Source organism: Novosphingobium sp. (assembly GCF_049240505.1).
Classification (GTDB): Bacteria; Pseudomonadota; Alphaproteobacteria; order Sphingomonadales; family Sphingomonadaceae; genus Novosphingobium.
Genome location: NZ_JBMLSM010000045.1, coordinates 42,742 through 58,774, shown reverse-complemented (window position 1 = coordinate 58,774; position 16,033 = coordinate 42,742). Strand labels below are relative to the sequence as shown.

Annotated in this window: 12 protein-coding genes; 3 read left to right on the top strand and 9 right to left on the bottom strand. The window is 62.6% G+C overall.

Annotated elements, in window-relative coordinates:
• Positions 1-75: 75 nt before the first annotated feature.
• The 4 genes from ACOVQ0_RS04285 to ACOVQ0_RS04270 form a co-directional block, all read right to left on the bottom strand.
• Positions 76-690, bottom strand: a complete 615-nt coding sequence (locus ACOVQ0_RS04285) for a hypothetical protein (protein WP_421880572.1) — start codon at positions 688-690, stop codon at positions 76-78.
• A gap of 76 nt (positions 691-766) precedes the next feature.
• The gene (gene fumC / locus ACOVQ0_RS04280; protein ID WP_421880570.1) at positions 767-2,149 is read right to left on the bottom strand and encodes a class II fumarate hydratase; all 1,383 of its coding nucleotides are present in this window, start codon (positions 2,147-2,149) and stop codon (positions 767-769) included.
• A complete protein-coding gene (locus tag ACOVQ0_RS04275) occupies positions 2,146-2,556 on the bottom strand; it encodes a low affinity iron permease family protein (RefSeq protein WP_421880568.1) in 411 nt (136 codons plus the stop codon). The genes fumC and ACOVQ0_RS04275 overlap by 4 nt, the downstream gene beginning before the upstream one ends.
• Before the next feature lie 5 nt (positions 2,557-2,561).
• Positions 2,562-2,750 (bottom strand): DUF3008 family protein, encoded by a 189-nt coding sequence (locus ACOVQ0_RS04270; protein ID WP_421880565.1) that lies wholly within the window; start codon positions 2,748-2,750, stop codon positions 2,562-2,564.
• Positions 2,751-2,911: 161 nt separating this feature from the next.
• On the opposite strand from ACOVQ0_RS04270, the gene ACOVQ0_RS04265 reads away from it, so the two are divergent.
• Positions 2,912-4,495: a sulfotransferase gene (locus tag ACOVQ0_RS04265; protein ID WP_421880562.1), complete on the top strand. Its 1,584-nt coding sequence runs from the start codon at positions 2,912-2,914 to the stop codon at positions 4,493-4,495.
• 111 nt (positions 4,496-4,606) lie between these two features.
• On the opposite strand, the gene ACOVQ0_RS04260 is transcribed toward ACOVQ0_RS04265, so the two are convergent.
• Positions 4,607-6,991, bottom strand: coding sequence for a TonB-dependent receptor (locus tag ACOVQ0_RS04260; RefSeq protein ID WP_421880559.1), 2,385 nt, complete (start codon positions 6,989-6,991; stop codon positions 4,607-4,609).
• Between the two features lie 259 nt (positions 6,992-7,250).
• On the opposite strand from ACOVQ0_RS04260, the gene ACOVQ0_RS04255 reads away from it, so the two are divergent.
• Together ACOVQ0_RS04255 and ACOVQ0_RS04250 are read left to right on the top strand one after the other, a co-directional pair.
• Positions 7,251-10,712 (top strand): ATP-binding protein, encoded by a 3,462-nt coding sequence (locus ACOVQ0_RS04255; protein WP_421880557.1) that lies wholly within the window; start codon positions 7,251-7,253, stop codon positions 10,710-10,712.
• Entirely contained in the window at positions 10,702-11,634 is a 933-nt protein-coding gene (locus ACOVQ0_RS04250; RefSeq protein ID WP_421880554.1) for a response regulator, read from the top strand. Before ACOVQ0_RS04255 ends, ACOVQ0_RS04250 begins: the two co-directional genes overlap by 11 nt.
• Before the next feature lie 17 nt (positions 11,635-11,651).
• On the opposite strand, the gene ACOVQ0_RS04245 is transcribed toward ACOVQ0_RS04250, so the two are convergent.
• Genes ACOVQ0_RS04245 through ACOVQ0_RS04230 form a run of 4 tightly spaced genes read right to left on the bottom strand, consistent with a single transcriptional unit; the run spans position 11,652 to position 15,871 of the window.
• On the bottom strand, positions 11,652-12,221 hold the full coding sequence (locus tag ACOVQ0_RS04245) for a nucleotidyltransferase family protein (RefSeq protein WP_421880551.1): 570 nt from the start codon (positions 12,219-12,221) through the stop codon (positions 11,652-11,654).
• Positions 12,218-13,195 carry an XdhC family protein gene (locus ACOVQ0_RS04240; RefSeq protein WP_421880549.1) on the bottom strand — a complete coding sequence of 326 codons (978 nt, stop codon included), beginning with the start codon at positions 13,193-13,195 and terminating at the stop codon, positions 12,218-12,220. The genes ACOVQ0_RS04245 and ACOVQ0_RS04240 overlap by 4 nt, the downstream gene beginning before the upstream one ends.
• A 10-nt stretch (positions 13,196-13,205) precedes the next feature.
• Positions 13,206-15,368 carry a molybdopterin cofactor-binding domain-containing protein gene (locus tag ACOVQ0_RS04235; RefSeq protein ID WP_421880545.1) on the bottom strand — a complete coding sequence of 721 codons (2,163 nt, stop codon included), beginning with the start codon at positions 15,366-15,368 and terminating at the stop codon, positions 13,206-13,208.
• Positions 15,365-15,871 (bottom strand): (2Fe-2S)-binding protein, encoded by a 507-nt coding sequence (locus ACOVQ0_RS04230; RefSeq protein WP_421880542.1) that lies wholly within the window; start codon positions 15,869-15,871, stop codon positions 15,365-15,367. The genes ACOVQ0_RS04235 and ACOVQ0_RS04230 overlap by 4 nt, the downstream gene beginning before the upstream one ends.
• Positions 15,872-16,033 lie beyond the last annotated feature (162 nt).

Below are 16,033 nucleotides of genomic sequence, written 5' to 3'. Positions count from 1 at the left end.
CCCCTGCTGCACGCTGCGCCTTGCCAGCGAGCCTCCTATCGCAATCACGATGATCCAGATTGGTCGGAAAGTGCTCTAACCCGCCGTCGCCACCTCGGCAAAGCGCGCCAGATCGCGTGGAGCCAGTTGCAGCGTGCGATTGTTCGGCACTGAAACGGTGAGCGCGTAGAACGCGCGTGCATCGGCGGCAGTCAGGCCCATGTCTCGGTAATAGCGCTCATAGGCTGCACGCGCCGGATCATCGGTCTGCGCTGCACCCGCCTCACGGCCATCGGCGGAAAGCCATGAATGCACGGCAAAGCGTGCATCTGCCGCCGCCTTGCGTTCAGCCCCGGCAAGGAAGATGTCCACTGCGCCCGACCGCACCGATGCACCCGCCGGGGCAATCGTGGCAATGCCATGCTGACGGATAATCCGGCCCAGCCGCAGGTTGGCGATGTCATCACTGGTGCCGGCGCAATCGACCAGTTCCAGCGAACGGATCGCGGGATAAGCCTCGATCATCGCAAGAAACGCAGCCGGAGAGCCGCCATCGGTAACGCCCACCAGTCGCGCCTTGTCTGCCGATACGACTACGAACGGCCCGAACCGCATCTGCTGTGCGGTCGCAATTGTCTTTGCAGGGACAGCCACCGGAGCCACCAGCGCAAGGCTGGCAAAGGCAAACAGTGTGGCGGCGCGGATCGTCATGCGACCATATGGTCAGACCCCGCTTAGCACCAACCCAAGAAACGAGGTTAAGTCCGAGATAACACTTACACCCGATTCAGATCATATCCTGCGGCCGCACAAGTCGTTCGAACGTCGCCTCATCCACCAGTCCCAGTGCCAGTGCGGCCTCGCGCAGGCTCAGGTCATGCTCATGCGCGTGCTTGGCGATCTTCGCTGCATTGTCATAGCCGATTTCCGGCGCAAGCGCGGTGACCAGCATCAGTGAACGTTCCACCAGTTCAGAGATGCGCCGCCGGTTCGGCTCGATCCCCTCGACGCAGCGCGTGGCGAAACTCAGCATCCCGACCGAGAGGAGATGGATCGACCGCAGGACCGCCGCACCGATCATCGGCTTGAAAACATTGAGTTCCAGATGCCCCTGCATTCCGCCCACAGTCACCGCCTGATGATTGCCGATCACCTGCGCGGCCACCATCGTCAGCATTTCGGCCTGCGTCGGATTGACCTTGCCCGGCATGATCGAACTTCCCGGCTCGTTTGCCGGAAGCTCCAGTTCGCCAAGGCCGGAACGCGGGCCGGAACCCATCAGGCGAATGTCGTTGGCGATCTTGGTCAGCGCCACTGCCAGCGTCGATAGCGTGCCCGAAAGTTGCACGAGCGGATCGTTGGAGGCGAGCGCTTCGAACTTGTTGGGCGCAGTTGTAAACGGCAGGCCAGTCAACCCCGCAATCTCCGCAGCGACATCTTCCGCAAAGCCTTCTGGCGCGTTCAGACCGGTGCCAACGGCGGTTCCGCCCTGCGCAAGTGCGTGTAGGTGCATCTCTGTGCACTTCAGAAACGCATCGATATTGGCCAATTGCTGGGCGTAGCCGGAAAATTCCTGACCCAGCGTCAGCGGCGTGGCATCCTGCAAATGCGTGCGCCCGATCTTCACCAGATCCTTCCAGGCCAGCGCCGCACCCGCCAAACTTCCACGCAATCGGCCCAGCGCAGGATAGAGATCGCTATGCAGGGCGGCGACGGAGGCAACGTGTAACGCCGTGGGGAACGTATCGTTGGAAGACTGACCCATGTTCACGTGATCGTTGGGATGCACCGGGCTTTTCCCGCCACGCGCGCCGGTCAACATCTCGTTCGCGCGGCCCGCAATCACCTCGTTGACGTTCATGTTCGATTGGGTGCCGCTGCCCGTTTGCCAGATAACCAATGGAAACTGATCGTCCAGTTTTCCCGCCACCACTTCTGCAGCTGCGGTTTCTATCGCGTCGGCCAGTTCGGACGGAAGACCGTGCTTGCGGTTCACGCGCGCTGCGGCCTGCTTCACCATCGCCAGTGCGCGCACGATGCCGATGGGCATCCGCTCCATCGCGCCGAACGGAAAATTTTCGATACTGCGCTGCGTCTGCGCCCCCCAATAGGCATCGGCCGGGACGTGAACGGTGCCGATGCTGTCGCTCTCGGTGCGGAACTGGATCATGTCCTGTCCAATAGCCTTTCGACGGTTTCGTCGGCGGTGGCTTGCCGGTCACCGGTCGCCTTTACCTCGCGTTCCAGCGCATCGCGCAGCTTTTCGATCTGGTCCTCGGTCAGATGTTCGATACCGACGAAACCAACGCGCGCTTTGTCGACGGCACGGATCAGTTCATCCAGCTTGGCCTGCATCGCCGCCGCATCGCGATTCTGGCTGTTCTGGATCAGGAACACCATCAGGAAGGTCACGATGGTCGTGCCGGTATTGATCACCAGTTGCCAGGTATCACTCCACTGGAACAACGGCCCGCTCACGCCCCACACGATGATGATGGTCAGCGCAAGGATGAACGTTCCGGCCTGACCCGCCCAAAGCGAGACGCGGTTGGCGATACGGGTAAAGATCTCGTCCATAGGCCTCACTTCTGGCTGACGTGTTCCGGTTTGTCTTTCCGGCTGGTCGAAGCCATATCCTCAAGTTCCCTCTCCGTCATGGATTTCTCCATTTCGCGCGACGCTCCCTTGAGCTTGCTTTTGGGAGTGTCGCCACGCTTGGCGGAAAGGGCTGCTCCGGCGGCCTTCTGCTGGGCGGCAGATTTTGCAGGCATCGTGTGGCTCCTCATTTCCGTCCAATGCGCATAACGCTGCGGCCAAATCGCCGTTCCGGGCTACGCATCGCGCGATGCGTCATTCGGCGTAGGAATGAAGCCTTGCACCGCAGGTAGGGTGGGGGAAAGGTCATCGGGGGGCCTCCATAAGGAGATGCGACGTGACAGGGGCGGTATCAAACAGGTCGGCGCATTCGCCTTTGCGCGCTCTGCTTGCGGCTGGCGATCCGGCCAAGGCGCTGGCCGCCGCAGGTGCTGCGCTGGCGCGCGACCCGGCGGACGCCGATGCCGGCTTCATCGCCGCCGTGGCTCTGGCCGAAACGGGTCGTATTTCCGATGCGCTGAAAGCCATCGGCGCTGTCGTCCGCGCTGCTCCCGGCAATTCCGAATACCTTGCGCAACACGCGCGCATCCTGCTCTTGGCGCGGCGTGAGGGTGAGGCGCTGGCAGCAGCACGCTTGGCGGTGGAGAAGGCGCCATGCGATCCGCTCGTGCTTGATACTATCGGTTGCGTCTTTGCCCGGCTCGGCGCGCATGAGGAGGCACTGCCGCTGTTTGAACAGGCGGTCGCTGCCCAGCCTGACCTGTCGGAATATCGCTTCAATCTGGCCAGCACACTTGGCTTTTTCGGGCGCGTGGACGATGCGGCCCTGCAATATGAAGCCATCATCGCGCGCGAACCGGCACATGGCCGCGCGCACCTTGGCCTTGCCGGGTTGAAGCGTAGACCGAATGCCGAAGGCGTCGCGCGGATCGAGTCCGCTCTGACCGCTGCAAGTGATCCGCTTGAGCAGGTGCGGCTGCATTATGCCGCTGCTGCCGGGTTTGAGGGATTGCAAGATCACGACCGCGCTTTCGACCATCTGGCAAAGGGCAACGCCATCCACCGTGCCCGGTTGGGCTATGCCTTTGCAGATGATGAGGCGGTGTTCGATGCGGTGCGTCGGAGCTTTGTGACCGATCTGCCCCTGCGGTCAGACAGCACGCTGGAAGACGCGCCGTTGTTCGTCGTCGGCCTGCCGCGCACCGGCACCACGCTGGTGGATCGCATCCTGTCATCGCACCCTGCGGTGACCTCTGCCGGGGAACTGCAGGCGATGCCGCTTGCGGTAAAGCAGCTTGCGCAAACCGGATCGCGCATGGTTCTCGATCCTGAAACCATCGGCGCGTTGCAAGGCGCGTCGGCCCAGGTTCTGGGTGAACTCTATCTTTCCCGCGCACGGCAGAACGCCGGTGCGCAAAGTTCACGGTTTACGGACAAGTTCCCTTTGAATTTCCTGTATATAGGATGGATTCTGCAGGCGTTTCCGAATGCCAGGGTGCTGTGCCTGCGGCGTGGGGCGATGGACAGCGTGTGGTCGAACTACAAGCATCTCTTCGCCACCGGATCACCCTATTACCGCTGGTCCTATGACCTGATGGACACGGCGCGTTATGTCCTGCTGTTCCAGCGGCTGATGGCCTTCTGGCGGCAGCGTTTTCCGGGCCGGATTCATGAAGTCACTTACGAATGGCTGGTTGCCGATCAGGAGGCGAACACGCGCAAGATGCTGGCCCATTGCGGGCTGGAATGGGACGCGGCCTGCCTCGATTTCCACCAGAACGCCGCTGCCGTGGCGACTCCCAGTGCCCAACAGGTGCGCGAACCGATGAACGCGCGCGCCATCGGTCGGTGGCGTGCCTATGAAGCGCATCTTGGCGAGGTGATGGCGTTCTTCACCGCCAACGGCATTCCGCTGGACTGATTGCCAAAAAAGGGGCCGCTGTCCTTGGGGGAGCAGCGGCCCAGTCCTTCGCAGGAACGTGTTCGCAGCATCTTCCCCGGCCTGCGCACGTGGCAGGCCGGGGTTGAGGCGTCAGAACTTCTTGGTCATCTCAAAACCCACCTTGCGCGGGCTGAGCACTGAGTTTGCATAGTAGCGCGAAACGACGCCATCGTTGACGATGCGGCGCGATAGGTCGTTGGACACCGCGATCACCGCAAACTTGTTGGTCAGGTTATCCGCATAGACCCGGAATTCCAGCGTATCGTCCAGCGCATAGGCAATCGATGCACGATGCGTGGTGTAGGCAGGCAGGATTTCGCCGCCGCCCCGTGCACCCACGCGGGTGAAGATGTCGCCGGTATAGGTCGAGGTCCAGCTCAGCGTCATGGTGTCTTCGCCGACCGGGAATTCGTAGTTCATACCCAGCGAGCCGGAAACCTTGGTCGATCCGGGCAGACGGTCACCCGGCAGCGCGTCGAATTCGTTGGTCCGCGTCTTCAGCAGTCCCGGCACGGCCTCGGTCAGATAGGCATCTGTGTAGGACCAGTTGCCCTGTACGCTGAAACCCTCGAACGGCCTTGCGTTGAACGAGAATTCGACACCCTTCGACACGGCCTTGCCGCCGTTCACGGTAATGCCGATGGCCCCGTTTTCGGTCAGGCCATCAAGCTGGATGCCATCCCAGTCGATGTGGAAGAACGCCAGCGTCGTGCGCAGCTTGCCATCGAACAGGCTGGCGCGGATGCCGATTTCCTTGTTCTTGGTGGTATCCGGCGCGAACGAGAGTTCATCCGGCAAGGCACAAAGGTTCTGGCCCGGCGGCAGTGGCAGTGCGCAGGGGGCAACGCGGTTCACGCCGCCGATGCGGTAGCCCTTGCTGAACGTGCCATAGACCATCACGTTGGGCGAAAACTTGTACGATGCGTTGAGCTTCCACACGTTGCCGTCATCGCTCGTATCGCCTTCACGCGAACGGAAGTTGATGGCCGGGAAGGGCTGGAACAGCGGCAGCGCCTGCCCGCCGATCACATAGGCATCGTATTTGAAGTAGCGACCACCGGCTGTCAGGGTCAGCGCGTCAATCGGTTGGAAGGTCAGTTCACCGAACACCGCCTTTTCGGTGGTCTTGGTGTTCACATAGGATGCGTATTCCACTTCGTCGGGCCGGTTGATCCCCGCCCATGCAGGGTATCCGGGCACGATTTCGCGGTAGTCCGATTTGGTCTTGAGCTGGTTGTAGAACCCGCCCAACACCCAGCTGAACGGCCCGCCGTGGGTGGAAACAAGGCGCACTTCCTGGTTGAACTGCTCGTTCTCGCCATTCGACCGGGTATACCCTGAGAAGGCTGGGAACAGTTCGTAGTCGTAGTCCAGATCAAGCAGCAGATCGGTCACGTCTGCCGAGCTCTTGAACTTCTGGCGCGTGAACGCAGTGGCCGAAACCAGCGTGGCGATATCGCCCAGTTCCGCTTCGACTTCGGCAGCATAAAGATCGGCCACGCGCTTTGCCGGCTCGAGGTAGCGCCACGGCGCTTCGTACTTGCCCGTGCCGAACACGCCGCCGCCGTTGGCCTGACGCCCGTTGGTGTCGGTCTGCTGGCGCACATAGCTGAGCGTTACGGTCAGCCCTTCGAACGGATAGAGGCCAAGCTGGTTGCGCGTGGTGAAGGTGTGTTCGAAGTTCGCGTCTTCATAGGTGTGGAAATTCTGCGCGATCTGGTCCGCCGTGCCGATGGACCCGAAGAACGTGCCGGGGCGGTTGGGCTGCGGGTTCGATACGCCCGGCGTGTTGAGCAGGTAATTGTAATCGATAAAGCCCGGATCGTTGAAGTAACCAGTGGCAGACCGGAACGCGACCTTGCCGGGGATCAGCGGCACGTTGATCATGCCGTCGACCACGAAGCCGGGGTCTTTTGCGTGGGCAACGTCATAGACGCGGGCGTGGAATGCGCCTTCCCAGCGATCGGGATCTGGGCGGTTGGGGATGTAGCGGATCGCGCCTGCCAGCGTGCCAAGGCCATAGAGCGTGCCTTGCGGGCCAAGCTGCACTTCGACACGGTTCATGTCGATGAACTTGAAGTCCTGATAGAGCGGAATTTCACCAAGGTAGGTGGCCAGCGTATTGTCGCTGTTCGCGCCGAACGCGCTGGTGTCGCTGGCCGAAAGGCCGCGCATCACGATGGAACCGCTTGAACGCGGGCCGGTGTCCTGAATGGTGACGCCCGGCGTGAACGCGGCGAGCGAGCGCACATCGTCTACCCGCTGGTCCTTGAGGCTTTCCGAAGTGATCGCTGAAATGTTGATCGGGGCATTCTGAAGCGAAACCGCGCGGCGCGTGGCCGTCACGATGATTTCGGTGCCTGCATCGGCAGCTTCCGGGGCTTCAGGTGCTTCCTGCGCGAATGCGGGAAGGGCGGTTACGCTGATGATCGCACTTGCGGAAAGCAGCGCCGCTCGCTTCAGGGAAAAGTTCATTGAAACCCTCACTTTGTTGTTTCTTGTCTTCTGGTTTCAGTCATCCCCGCCTACGGCTCTCTTGTGCGCTGGAGCCGTTTCGACCCGACCGGTAATCCCCGATTGGCTTCTCCCCACATCGGTCCGGTGTTTCATCCAGAACGGGGCAAGGCCCGTGAGCCAAAGTTAGGCGGTTGCAAAAAGTGGCACATTCGCCATTTGACGTAGTTTCCGGCGAAACCGCCCCGGATGGCCCGATCCGGCATACGTAAATCGGCCCATGCCCGGCGGAGGCGGCGGGCTGCACTATCGGCGGCATGAACCGGTACCGCGCCATCGCGAAAAGCGTTTCGCACCTTTTGCAAGGGCGCGGCTGAGCGTGGCGCGATCTGCAACTGTCGTTCCCGAACGGCGCTCCTACAACCAGTGGGTTGCCGGACAGACGCGCGAAGATCCGGCCTTGCGTTTCACACCCGATGCGGCGCGGAAGTGGTCTCCCGGGGTGCTGCTGCAAACGGCACTGGGTGGCACGGCCTTTCTTGCCTGCGAAGCTATCGGCGCGTCGATCACACTGTTGCATGGCGTGTCCGTCAGTGTTGCTGCAATCCTCACTGCCTGCCTGCTGATGTTCGTCACCGGCCTGCCCATCGCCATCCATGCGGCGCGGCGCGGGGTGGATATCGATCTGCTCACGCGCGGGGCGGGCTTCGGCTATCTCGGCTCGACCATCACCTCGCTGATCTATGCGGCCTTCACCTTTCTGCTGTTTGCCGCAGAGGCAAGCATCATGGCCGTGGCGCTGCGCGCGTTGATCGGCCTGCCCACGCAATATGGCTATATCATCTGCGCGCTCGTGGTGCTGCCGCTGGCGCAATATGGCGTGGGTGCCATCGCCCGATTTCAGGTGTGGACGCAGCCGCTTTGGATCGTGCTGCAACTTCTGCCTGTAGCCTATCTGCTGGCGCAGGGCGGAGACGTGCTGGCATCGTGGAGCGATTTTACCGGCATCTACGCTTCCCGCCCGCCGCTGATCGCATTCGGCCTTGCACTATCGCTACTGCTTTGCCTGTTGCCGCAGATCGGAGAGCAGGTGGAGTATCTGCGCTTCCTGCCCCGACGCGAAGTGATCGGTGCGCGCCGATGGTGGACGGCGGTCGTGTTCGGCGGGCCGGGGTGGACCATCATCGGGGGGGCCAAGATGCTGCTGGGTTCGGTGCTGGCCGTATGGGCGGTATCATCCGGCGTATCGCCCGCGCTTTCGGAATCCCCCACCGGGATGTTCCGCCACGCCTTCGAACCTGTGCTTGGCGGGCCGCGCGCGGCGCTGATCGCCACTGCGCTGCTGATCGTGGTGTGTCAGACGAAGGCCAATGTTACCAACGCCTATGCCGGGTCGGTGGCATGGTCGAACTTCTTTTCGCGGCTGACGCAAAGCCATTCGGGCCGCGTGGTCTGGCTGCTGTTCAATGTCGGGATTGCCACGATCCTGCTGCTGTTCGGCTTCACGCGCTCGCTTGAGGCGGTGCTGCTGTTCTATTCCAGCCTTGCCGCAGGCTGGATCGGGGCGCTGGCCGCAGACCTGCTGGTTTCACGGCCCCTCGGCCTGGCGCCGCCCCATATCGAATTTCAGCGCGCCTATCTTTATGATGTGAACCCGGTTGGTGTCGGGGCAATGCTGCTGGCGATCACTGCGTCGGGATTGTGCCAGTTGCACCTGTTCGGAGAGACGGCACAGGCTTTTGCGCCGCTGATCGGGCTTGGTGTCGCTTTCGTGGCTGCCCCCCTTATCGCCGCGATCACCAAAGGGCGCTTCTATATTGCCCGCCAGCGCGCTGCGGGTGATAGCGTGGACAAGACCTGTGCGGTTTGTGAATGCACCTATCAGGCCTTCGATACGGCGCATTGCCCGCTCTATGCCGGGCCGATCTGTTCCATGTGCTGCACGCTGGAAACGCGCTGCCATGATCTGTGCAAGCAGGGCAGCCGTGCCACGCAGCAGTTCACCAATCTGGCCGAACGCCTGCTTCCCCGTCGTCTTGCGCGCTATGTCCACACCGCTACCGGCCATTTCATCGGGGTAATCGGCGCATTCACCCTTGCCAATGCGCTGGTCATCGGGGTGATCGGCCGCGAATATTCGCGCAACCATCCCGCGCTGTCATCGCATGTATGGGCGATCCTGCTGGCAGTGTTCATCGTGTTCTTCTTCATGTCCGGCCTTGGCAGCTGGATCATCGTGCTGGCGCATCAAAGCCGGCGTGCCGCGCAGGACGAAACCCGCCGCCACCTTGCCGAACTCGAACATGAAGTGGCCGCGCATGAAGAAACCGACGCCGCCCTGCAAAAGGCGCGCGAAGTGGCCGAAGCGGCCAATGCCGCCAAGAGCCGCTACCTCGTCTCGGTCAGCCATGAAATCCGCTCGCCGCTCAATTCGATCTATGGCTACGCGCAGTTGCTCGAACGCGGCAGCGATTTGAAGCCCGAAGAGGCGGGCAAGGTTATCTGCCGGTCCAGCGAGCATCTTTCGAACCTCGTCGACGGATTACTGGACATCGCGCAGGTGGAAGCAGGCGTGCTGCGTCTCTCGCGCGATACGATCCGCCTGCCGGCCTTCGTCGAACAGATCGCCAACATGTTCCGTCCGCAGGCCGGCGCAAAGGGCATCAAGTTCACGCTCGAAGTGCCCCGGCAATTGCCCGAATTCGTGCGCGGCGATCAAAAGCGTTTGCGGCAGGTGCTGATCAACCTGCTGTCCAACGCCATCAAGTTCACCCCTTCTGGTTCGGTCACATTCCGCATCGGTTGGCGCGGAGAGATCGCCACGTTCGAGGTGATCGACACCGGCATCGGCATCGCGCCCGAGGATATGGACCGCATCTTCGTGGCGTTCGAGCGCGGCAGCAGCAAATCGGCGGCGGGTCAGCCGGGCATTGGCCTTGGCCTGGCAATCACCTCTACGCTGGTTCACGTCATGGGCGGCGAACTGAACGTTGAAAGCACGCCGGGCGAGGGCACGCGCTTTGCACTTCGGCTCATGCTGGCGCGGCCGGTTACGCAACCGGTGCAAAGCCATCGCGCCGATGTGATCACCGGCTACGAAGGTCCGCGCCGCAGCGTGCTGATCGCCGATGACGATGCGGCACAGGCAGCCGTGATCGAGAACCTGCTCCGCCCGCTGGGCTTCAACGTAACCGGCGCACGCGATGGCGAAACGGCGGTGGTGCTGGCCGCAGCGGCAAAACCGGACATCGCGCTGCTCGATATCTCGATGCCCGGCAAGAACGGATGGGAAACCGCCGCCGCGCTGCGCGCTGCGCATGGCGATGGTTTGCGGATCGTCATGGTTTCTGCCGACGCGCACCAGTTCCGGCGCGGCGGAGATGGGCACGAGGCGCACGACATGTTCCTGACCAAGCCGATCCAGCTCGACAATCTGCTCGATGCTCTGGCTTGGCAACTGGACCTGACGTGGACCGTGGCGGATGGAACGCCCCTGCGCGAGGCGCAGCCGCGTTCGGCAATCCAGATCCATCTGCCTGCTGCTGCACTTCCGTTCGTTTCCGAACTCGAAAGCCTCGCGCGGATCGGCAATGTCCGCGCGATTCAGAACCGCCTGTCAGAACTGGAGGAATCCGTTCCCGATGCAGCCCGTTTCGTCGCCCATCTTCGCACCTGTCTCGAATGCTTCGATTTCAAAAGCCTTCGGGAATCCCTCCAGCGCGGCGTCGTCGATGTCGGCTAGTGCAGCCATTGCGGAAGGCGGAGCCATTGCCGCTGCCGGGCGCGATACCGTGCTGGTGGTGGACGACAACCCTGAATCGCTGCACTTCCTGATCGACACGATCGAGCGGGCGGGCATGACCGTGCTGATTGCCACCAATGGGCAGGACGCGCTGGAACTGCTCGAACATGTCGCACCGGACCTGATCCTGATCGATGCGATCATGCCCCGGCTTGATGGGTTCGATACCACCCGGGCGATCAAGAAGCAGCCGCGCCTTGCCGATATTCCAGTGATTTTCATGACCGGCCTGACCGAAACAGAACACGCTGTCCGTGCGCTGGAGGCGGGCGGCGTGGATTATGTGCGCAAACCCATCGCGATTGAGGAACTGCTGGCGCGGATGCGGGTCCATCTTGCGGCGGCGCGGGTTTCGCACGGCGGGCGCAGCGCGCTCGATGCCACCGGGCGGCATCTCTTTGCGGTTACGCCCGGCGGCGATCTGCTGTGGGCGACGCCGCAGGTGGAGCGGTTGCTGGATTCGCTGGGCAATGTCGATGTTCTGCCCGATGCGTTTCAGGCCCCGCTGGGCCGCCTGTTGACGCCCGGCGAACACCCCGGAACCTCGCTGCGCTTCGACGCTGGCGGGCATACCATCGAACTCGTGCTGGTGGGGCCGATGCGCGGCGAGGAAGTGTTGGTGCGCCTCAACGTGATCCGCGAAGGTGCGGAAGTGGAACTGCTGCGTGAACGCTATGGGCTGACCCTGCGTGAAGCCGAAGTTTTGCTGTGGATCAGCTATGGCAAGCCGAACGGCGTGATTGGCGAGATTTTGGGGATCAGCCCGCGCACGGTGAACAAACATCTTGAGCAAGTCTTCGAAAAGCTCGGTGTTGAGACGCGCGCAGCGGCAGCAGCGTTTGCGGTGAGGACCATCGCCTGAAGTGCACCTAGATGCACCTAGATGCACCTAGGCGCACCTAGCAGCACCTGCGCGCGTTCAAGATCGTCCTGCGTGTCCACATCGAGGGCCTGCGCGGGGGCCAGGTCGATCGAGGGGGCATCCTGCAAAAGCACGCCTGCCCCCCTGTCTCCAACAAGCGATGCGAGCGTGGCGAAATGCTGCCTGCCGAAGATCGCCGGGACCATGTTGCGGCCATCGACCCGCGTCGCGATCCTGTCTCCATCAAAGCGGGCGATGAGGGCCGCGAAATGCGCTGTAGGGACAAGCGGCATGTCGGCGAGGGCGAAGAGCGCGGCGTCTTCGTCAGTCAGGGCAGCAACGCCGGTGGCGATGGAGCGCGAAAGCGGGGCGTCCGGGGGATCGAGGGGTATTTTTATAAAGTCAGGTAATTCAGGTGTTTGTGGAGAATATATCACAAACCTTCTGAATAGTGGCAGGCTGTTCAGGTTGTCGGCAGCGTGGCAGGCGAGGGGCTTTCCCGCCAGTTCGGCCCCCAGCTTGCCGCCGCCAAAGCGCGTGGCGCGCCCTGCGGCGAGCAGGATCAGCGCGATACGAAGGCCGTTCACCGAAAGGTAGCTGCGCTCAGCGGTTCGCCCGTCCAGTAAGTCCAATTCGCCAAGGCATTGTATTCAGATACAATTTCGCCAAGGATCGACAGCGCCAGCGTGGCCGGATCGCGCGTGGCGGGGATCAGGCCGATGTGGCCGCGCACCCTGCCGATCACATCTTCGCCAAGGCCGCTGGCGCGCAAGTTTGCGAGGCGGGCGGCGTGGGTGCGGCGGCTGCCGATGGCGCCGTGGTAGAACGCGGGCAGGGCAAGTGCTTGTGGTAGAAGGAACTCTTCCCAATCGCGCCCGTGAAACAGAAAGACGATGGCGGTCCAGGCATCGCTTTCGACCGAGGGCAGGGCGTTGCGCGTGGGCAGGGCGAGGCTGGCAACGCCCGCTTGGGAGAGGGCATGTTGTGCGCCGGAATCTGGCGTCAAAGCAATAACTTGCGTGCCGAATGCGGTGGCAAGCAGGCTGAACGCGGTAAGATCCTCGCCCTGACCCAGCGCGATTACGCGCAAGGGGGGCTGGTAGGTCAGCGTCAGTTCCTGCCCGTTCCACGCTGTCTGCGACATGGGATCAGCCTGGGTCGCGCCATCGCAATCGAGCCGTAATGCTACTAGCTGACGGCGATCAAGCTGTTGAAGAACAGAGGCAATCGCGTCGGGTGCCGGGCGCGGCGTGAACAGCAGGTCAATCCCGCCGCCACAAGGCAGGCGTATATCGATATAGGGCGAGCCGACGCCATAGCGGACGACGTGCCCCCAACCATCACGCAGCGTTTCCAGTGCTTCGGTGGCGACAGCATCTTCCACACAACCGCCCGAGAACGAACCAACCCGCCGCCCGTCCGCCGCGACCGCCATCTGCGCGCCGACTGCGCGGGATGAGCCGCCCTCGATCCCGACGAGTGTAACCAGCACGCATTCAACGCCTTCCTCGGCGCGGGCAGCGAGGAAGCGCAAGATGTCGATGGGCGTCGCAGCGATCATAGGCTGCGCGCTATACCAACTCCAGCGGCAGACGGCGATGGCGTTTTCCGGTGAGAGTGTAGATCGCATTGGCAAGCGCCGGAATGACGGGCGGCAGTGCGGGTTCGCCAAGGCCGGTGGGCGGGAAATCGGTTTTCACGAACTCCACCGTGATTTCGCGCGGGGCGGCGTCGATGCGCATCAGGCCGAAATCGCCGAAGTTCTCCGCCGTGATCGCGCCTGCTTCCTGCACGATCTTCTGGCCTATCATCGCCTGCCCCAATCCTTCGATCACGCAACCGTGGGCCTGATTCATCGCGTTGAGCGGGTTGATGACGTGTGCGCCGATGTCTCCGGCGACCCACACCTTGTCCACTTTCAGTGCGCCGTCGGTCATCGAGATATCGACCACCTCGGCAAAGTAGCCCAGATGGCAGAAGTAGAACCCGAAACCGCGCCCTTTCTGACGACCGTTCCAGCCCGCAGACTTGCACACGGCATCGATGACGCCGCGCGCACGACCGGTGTGGAACTTCGCGCGTTCGCCCGGAAGTTCGCGCGCATCGCCCAGCGTGCGGCGCATGAATTCGGGCAGGTCCAGCCCGGCAGCCTCAGCCACTTCATCAAGGAACGACTGGAACACGAAGGCCATCGCGTTTGACGACGGTGCGCGCAGCCAGCCAGTTGCGAGGTTTGTGGCCATGTAGCTGACGCCGAGATCGACATTGGGCACGACCTGCGCCGGATATTCCGCCGGGTTCATCTGCGCGGCCCGCACCGGCTTTCCATCGCTGCCGAATGTGGCGAAGTGGTCCTTGAACGCGGTCAGCGAGCCATCGGCGCCAAGCCCTGCTGTCAGACGGTGCCAGCCTGCGGGGCGATAGAAATCGTGGCGGAAATCGTCCGTGCGATCAAACAGGACTTTCACCGGTTTGCCCGGCATCGCCTTTGCCACTTGCCCCGCAATCACCATGTAATCGTTCACCAATCGGCGACCGAAGCCGCCGCCGATGCGGGTCATGTGGATCGTGAGATCATCGGGGGCAAGGCCGCACAGCTTTGCCGTTTCGGCGCGGCCACCGGCAGGGGCCTGGCTTGGTGCCCAAAGCTCCAGTTTACCGTCCTTGAACAGACCGGTGCAATTCTGCGGCTCCAGCGTGGCATGGGCGAGGAAGGGGTATTCGTAGTCCGCCGTGACGACCTTTGCCGCTTTGGCCAGCGCGGCATCGGCATCGCCTGCCTTGAAGGCGCTGGTCTGCGCGGGGCCAGCGACCAGCTTTGCAGCGTCTGCTTCATACTTTGCGGTGGTGAAGCCGGTGACGGCAGCATCGTCCCACTTCACCGACAGCTTTTCCCGCGCCTTGCTGGCTTTCCACCAGCTATCGGCAACGATGACGAGCGTATCGGCCTTGCCTTCAGGCACAAAGCCGCTGTTGACGGCGACGACGCCCAGAACACCGGGAATGGCCTTTACGGCTGCATCGTCGAAAGAGGCCAGCGTGCCGCCGTGGGCGGGGCATTTGACGACCGCGCCGTGGACCATGCCGGGAACGCGCGTGTCTATGCCGAAAAGCGGATCGCCCTTGACGATCTTCGGCACATCGACGCCGGGCTTTGACGTGCCGATGATGTGGAAGCCTTCGGGGTCTTTCAGTGTGACTTTGGCGAGATCGGGCGGGGTTTGCGCGGCGGCATCCTTTGCCAGAGAGGCGTATGTCGCGCTTTTGTCCGATGTCGTCTGGATGACCGTACCCTTGGCCGTGGAGAGGGTGGCGGGATCGACGCCCCATTTCCTGGCGGCGGCAAGAACGAGCATTTCGCGCGCGGCGGCGCCGACCTGCCGCATCGGAATCCAGTTGCGCGGGGTGGCGGTGCTGCCGCCCGCTGTCTGCACGCCATAGAGCTTTTCGTTCGCATCGGTCTGTTCGATGCGGACCTGTTCCCACGCAAGGTCCATCTCATCGGCGATGAGCATGGGCAGCATGACCTTGATGCCCTGACCGATTTCGGGGTTCTTTGCGCCGATGGTGACGGTGTTGTCGGCATTGATGCGGACGAAAGCGTTGAGCACGTCTGCGGGCGCAGTGGCGCTGGCGGCGGCAAGGACGACCGAGGCATCAAGCGTGAGCGCTGCACCGCCTGCTATCGAGGCGACAAGGAACGAGCGGCGGGAGAGGGTGGTCGCTTCGGTCATGCCAGTTGCTCCCCAGCGGGGAAGGCTGAGGCATCGGCCATTTCGGCGGGAAGGCCCGCTGCCTTGCGGATGGCGGCGCGGATGCGCAGGTAGGTGGCGCAGCGGCAGATATTGCCGCTCATCCAGCCGTCGATATCATCGGGGGTGGGTTTGGGATTCTGTTTGAGCAGGGCGGTGGCGGACATGATCTGTCCGGCCTGACAATAGCCGCACTGCGGCACGTCCAGCGCGGTCCACGCTTCGACCACGCGCTTGCCCAGATCGTTTGTTGCCACGCCTTCGATCGTGGTGACCTGCTTTCCGGCCGCGTCGGCGATTGGTGTCTGGCACGAACGGACAGCTTCGCCATCGAGGTGGACGGTACAGGCACCGCACAATCCAGCGCCGCAGCCGAACTTTGTGCCGGGCATGTCGAGGTCTTCGCGCAAGACCCAGAGCAGCGGCTTGTCGGCCTCTGCATCCACAGCGCGCTTGCGGCCATTGACGGTGAGAGTGACGCTCATGCTGTTGAATCTCCGGCAGATGTTTCAGACGCGCGTCGAAGCATTGCTGCTGGCGCTTTTCCGATTGGGCCGGAATCTGGACAGGTGATGGTTTCGGGTCAAGCGCCTTGTTCTGTGGTTAGGGTCAGGACCTATTACTCACGCCTTCGAGGCGCTGGAATG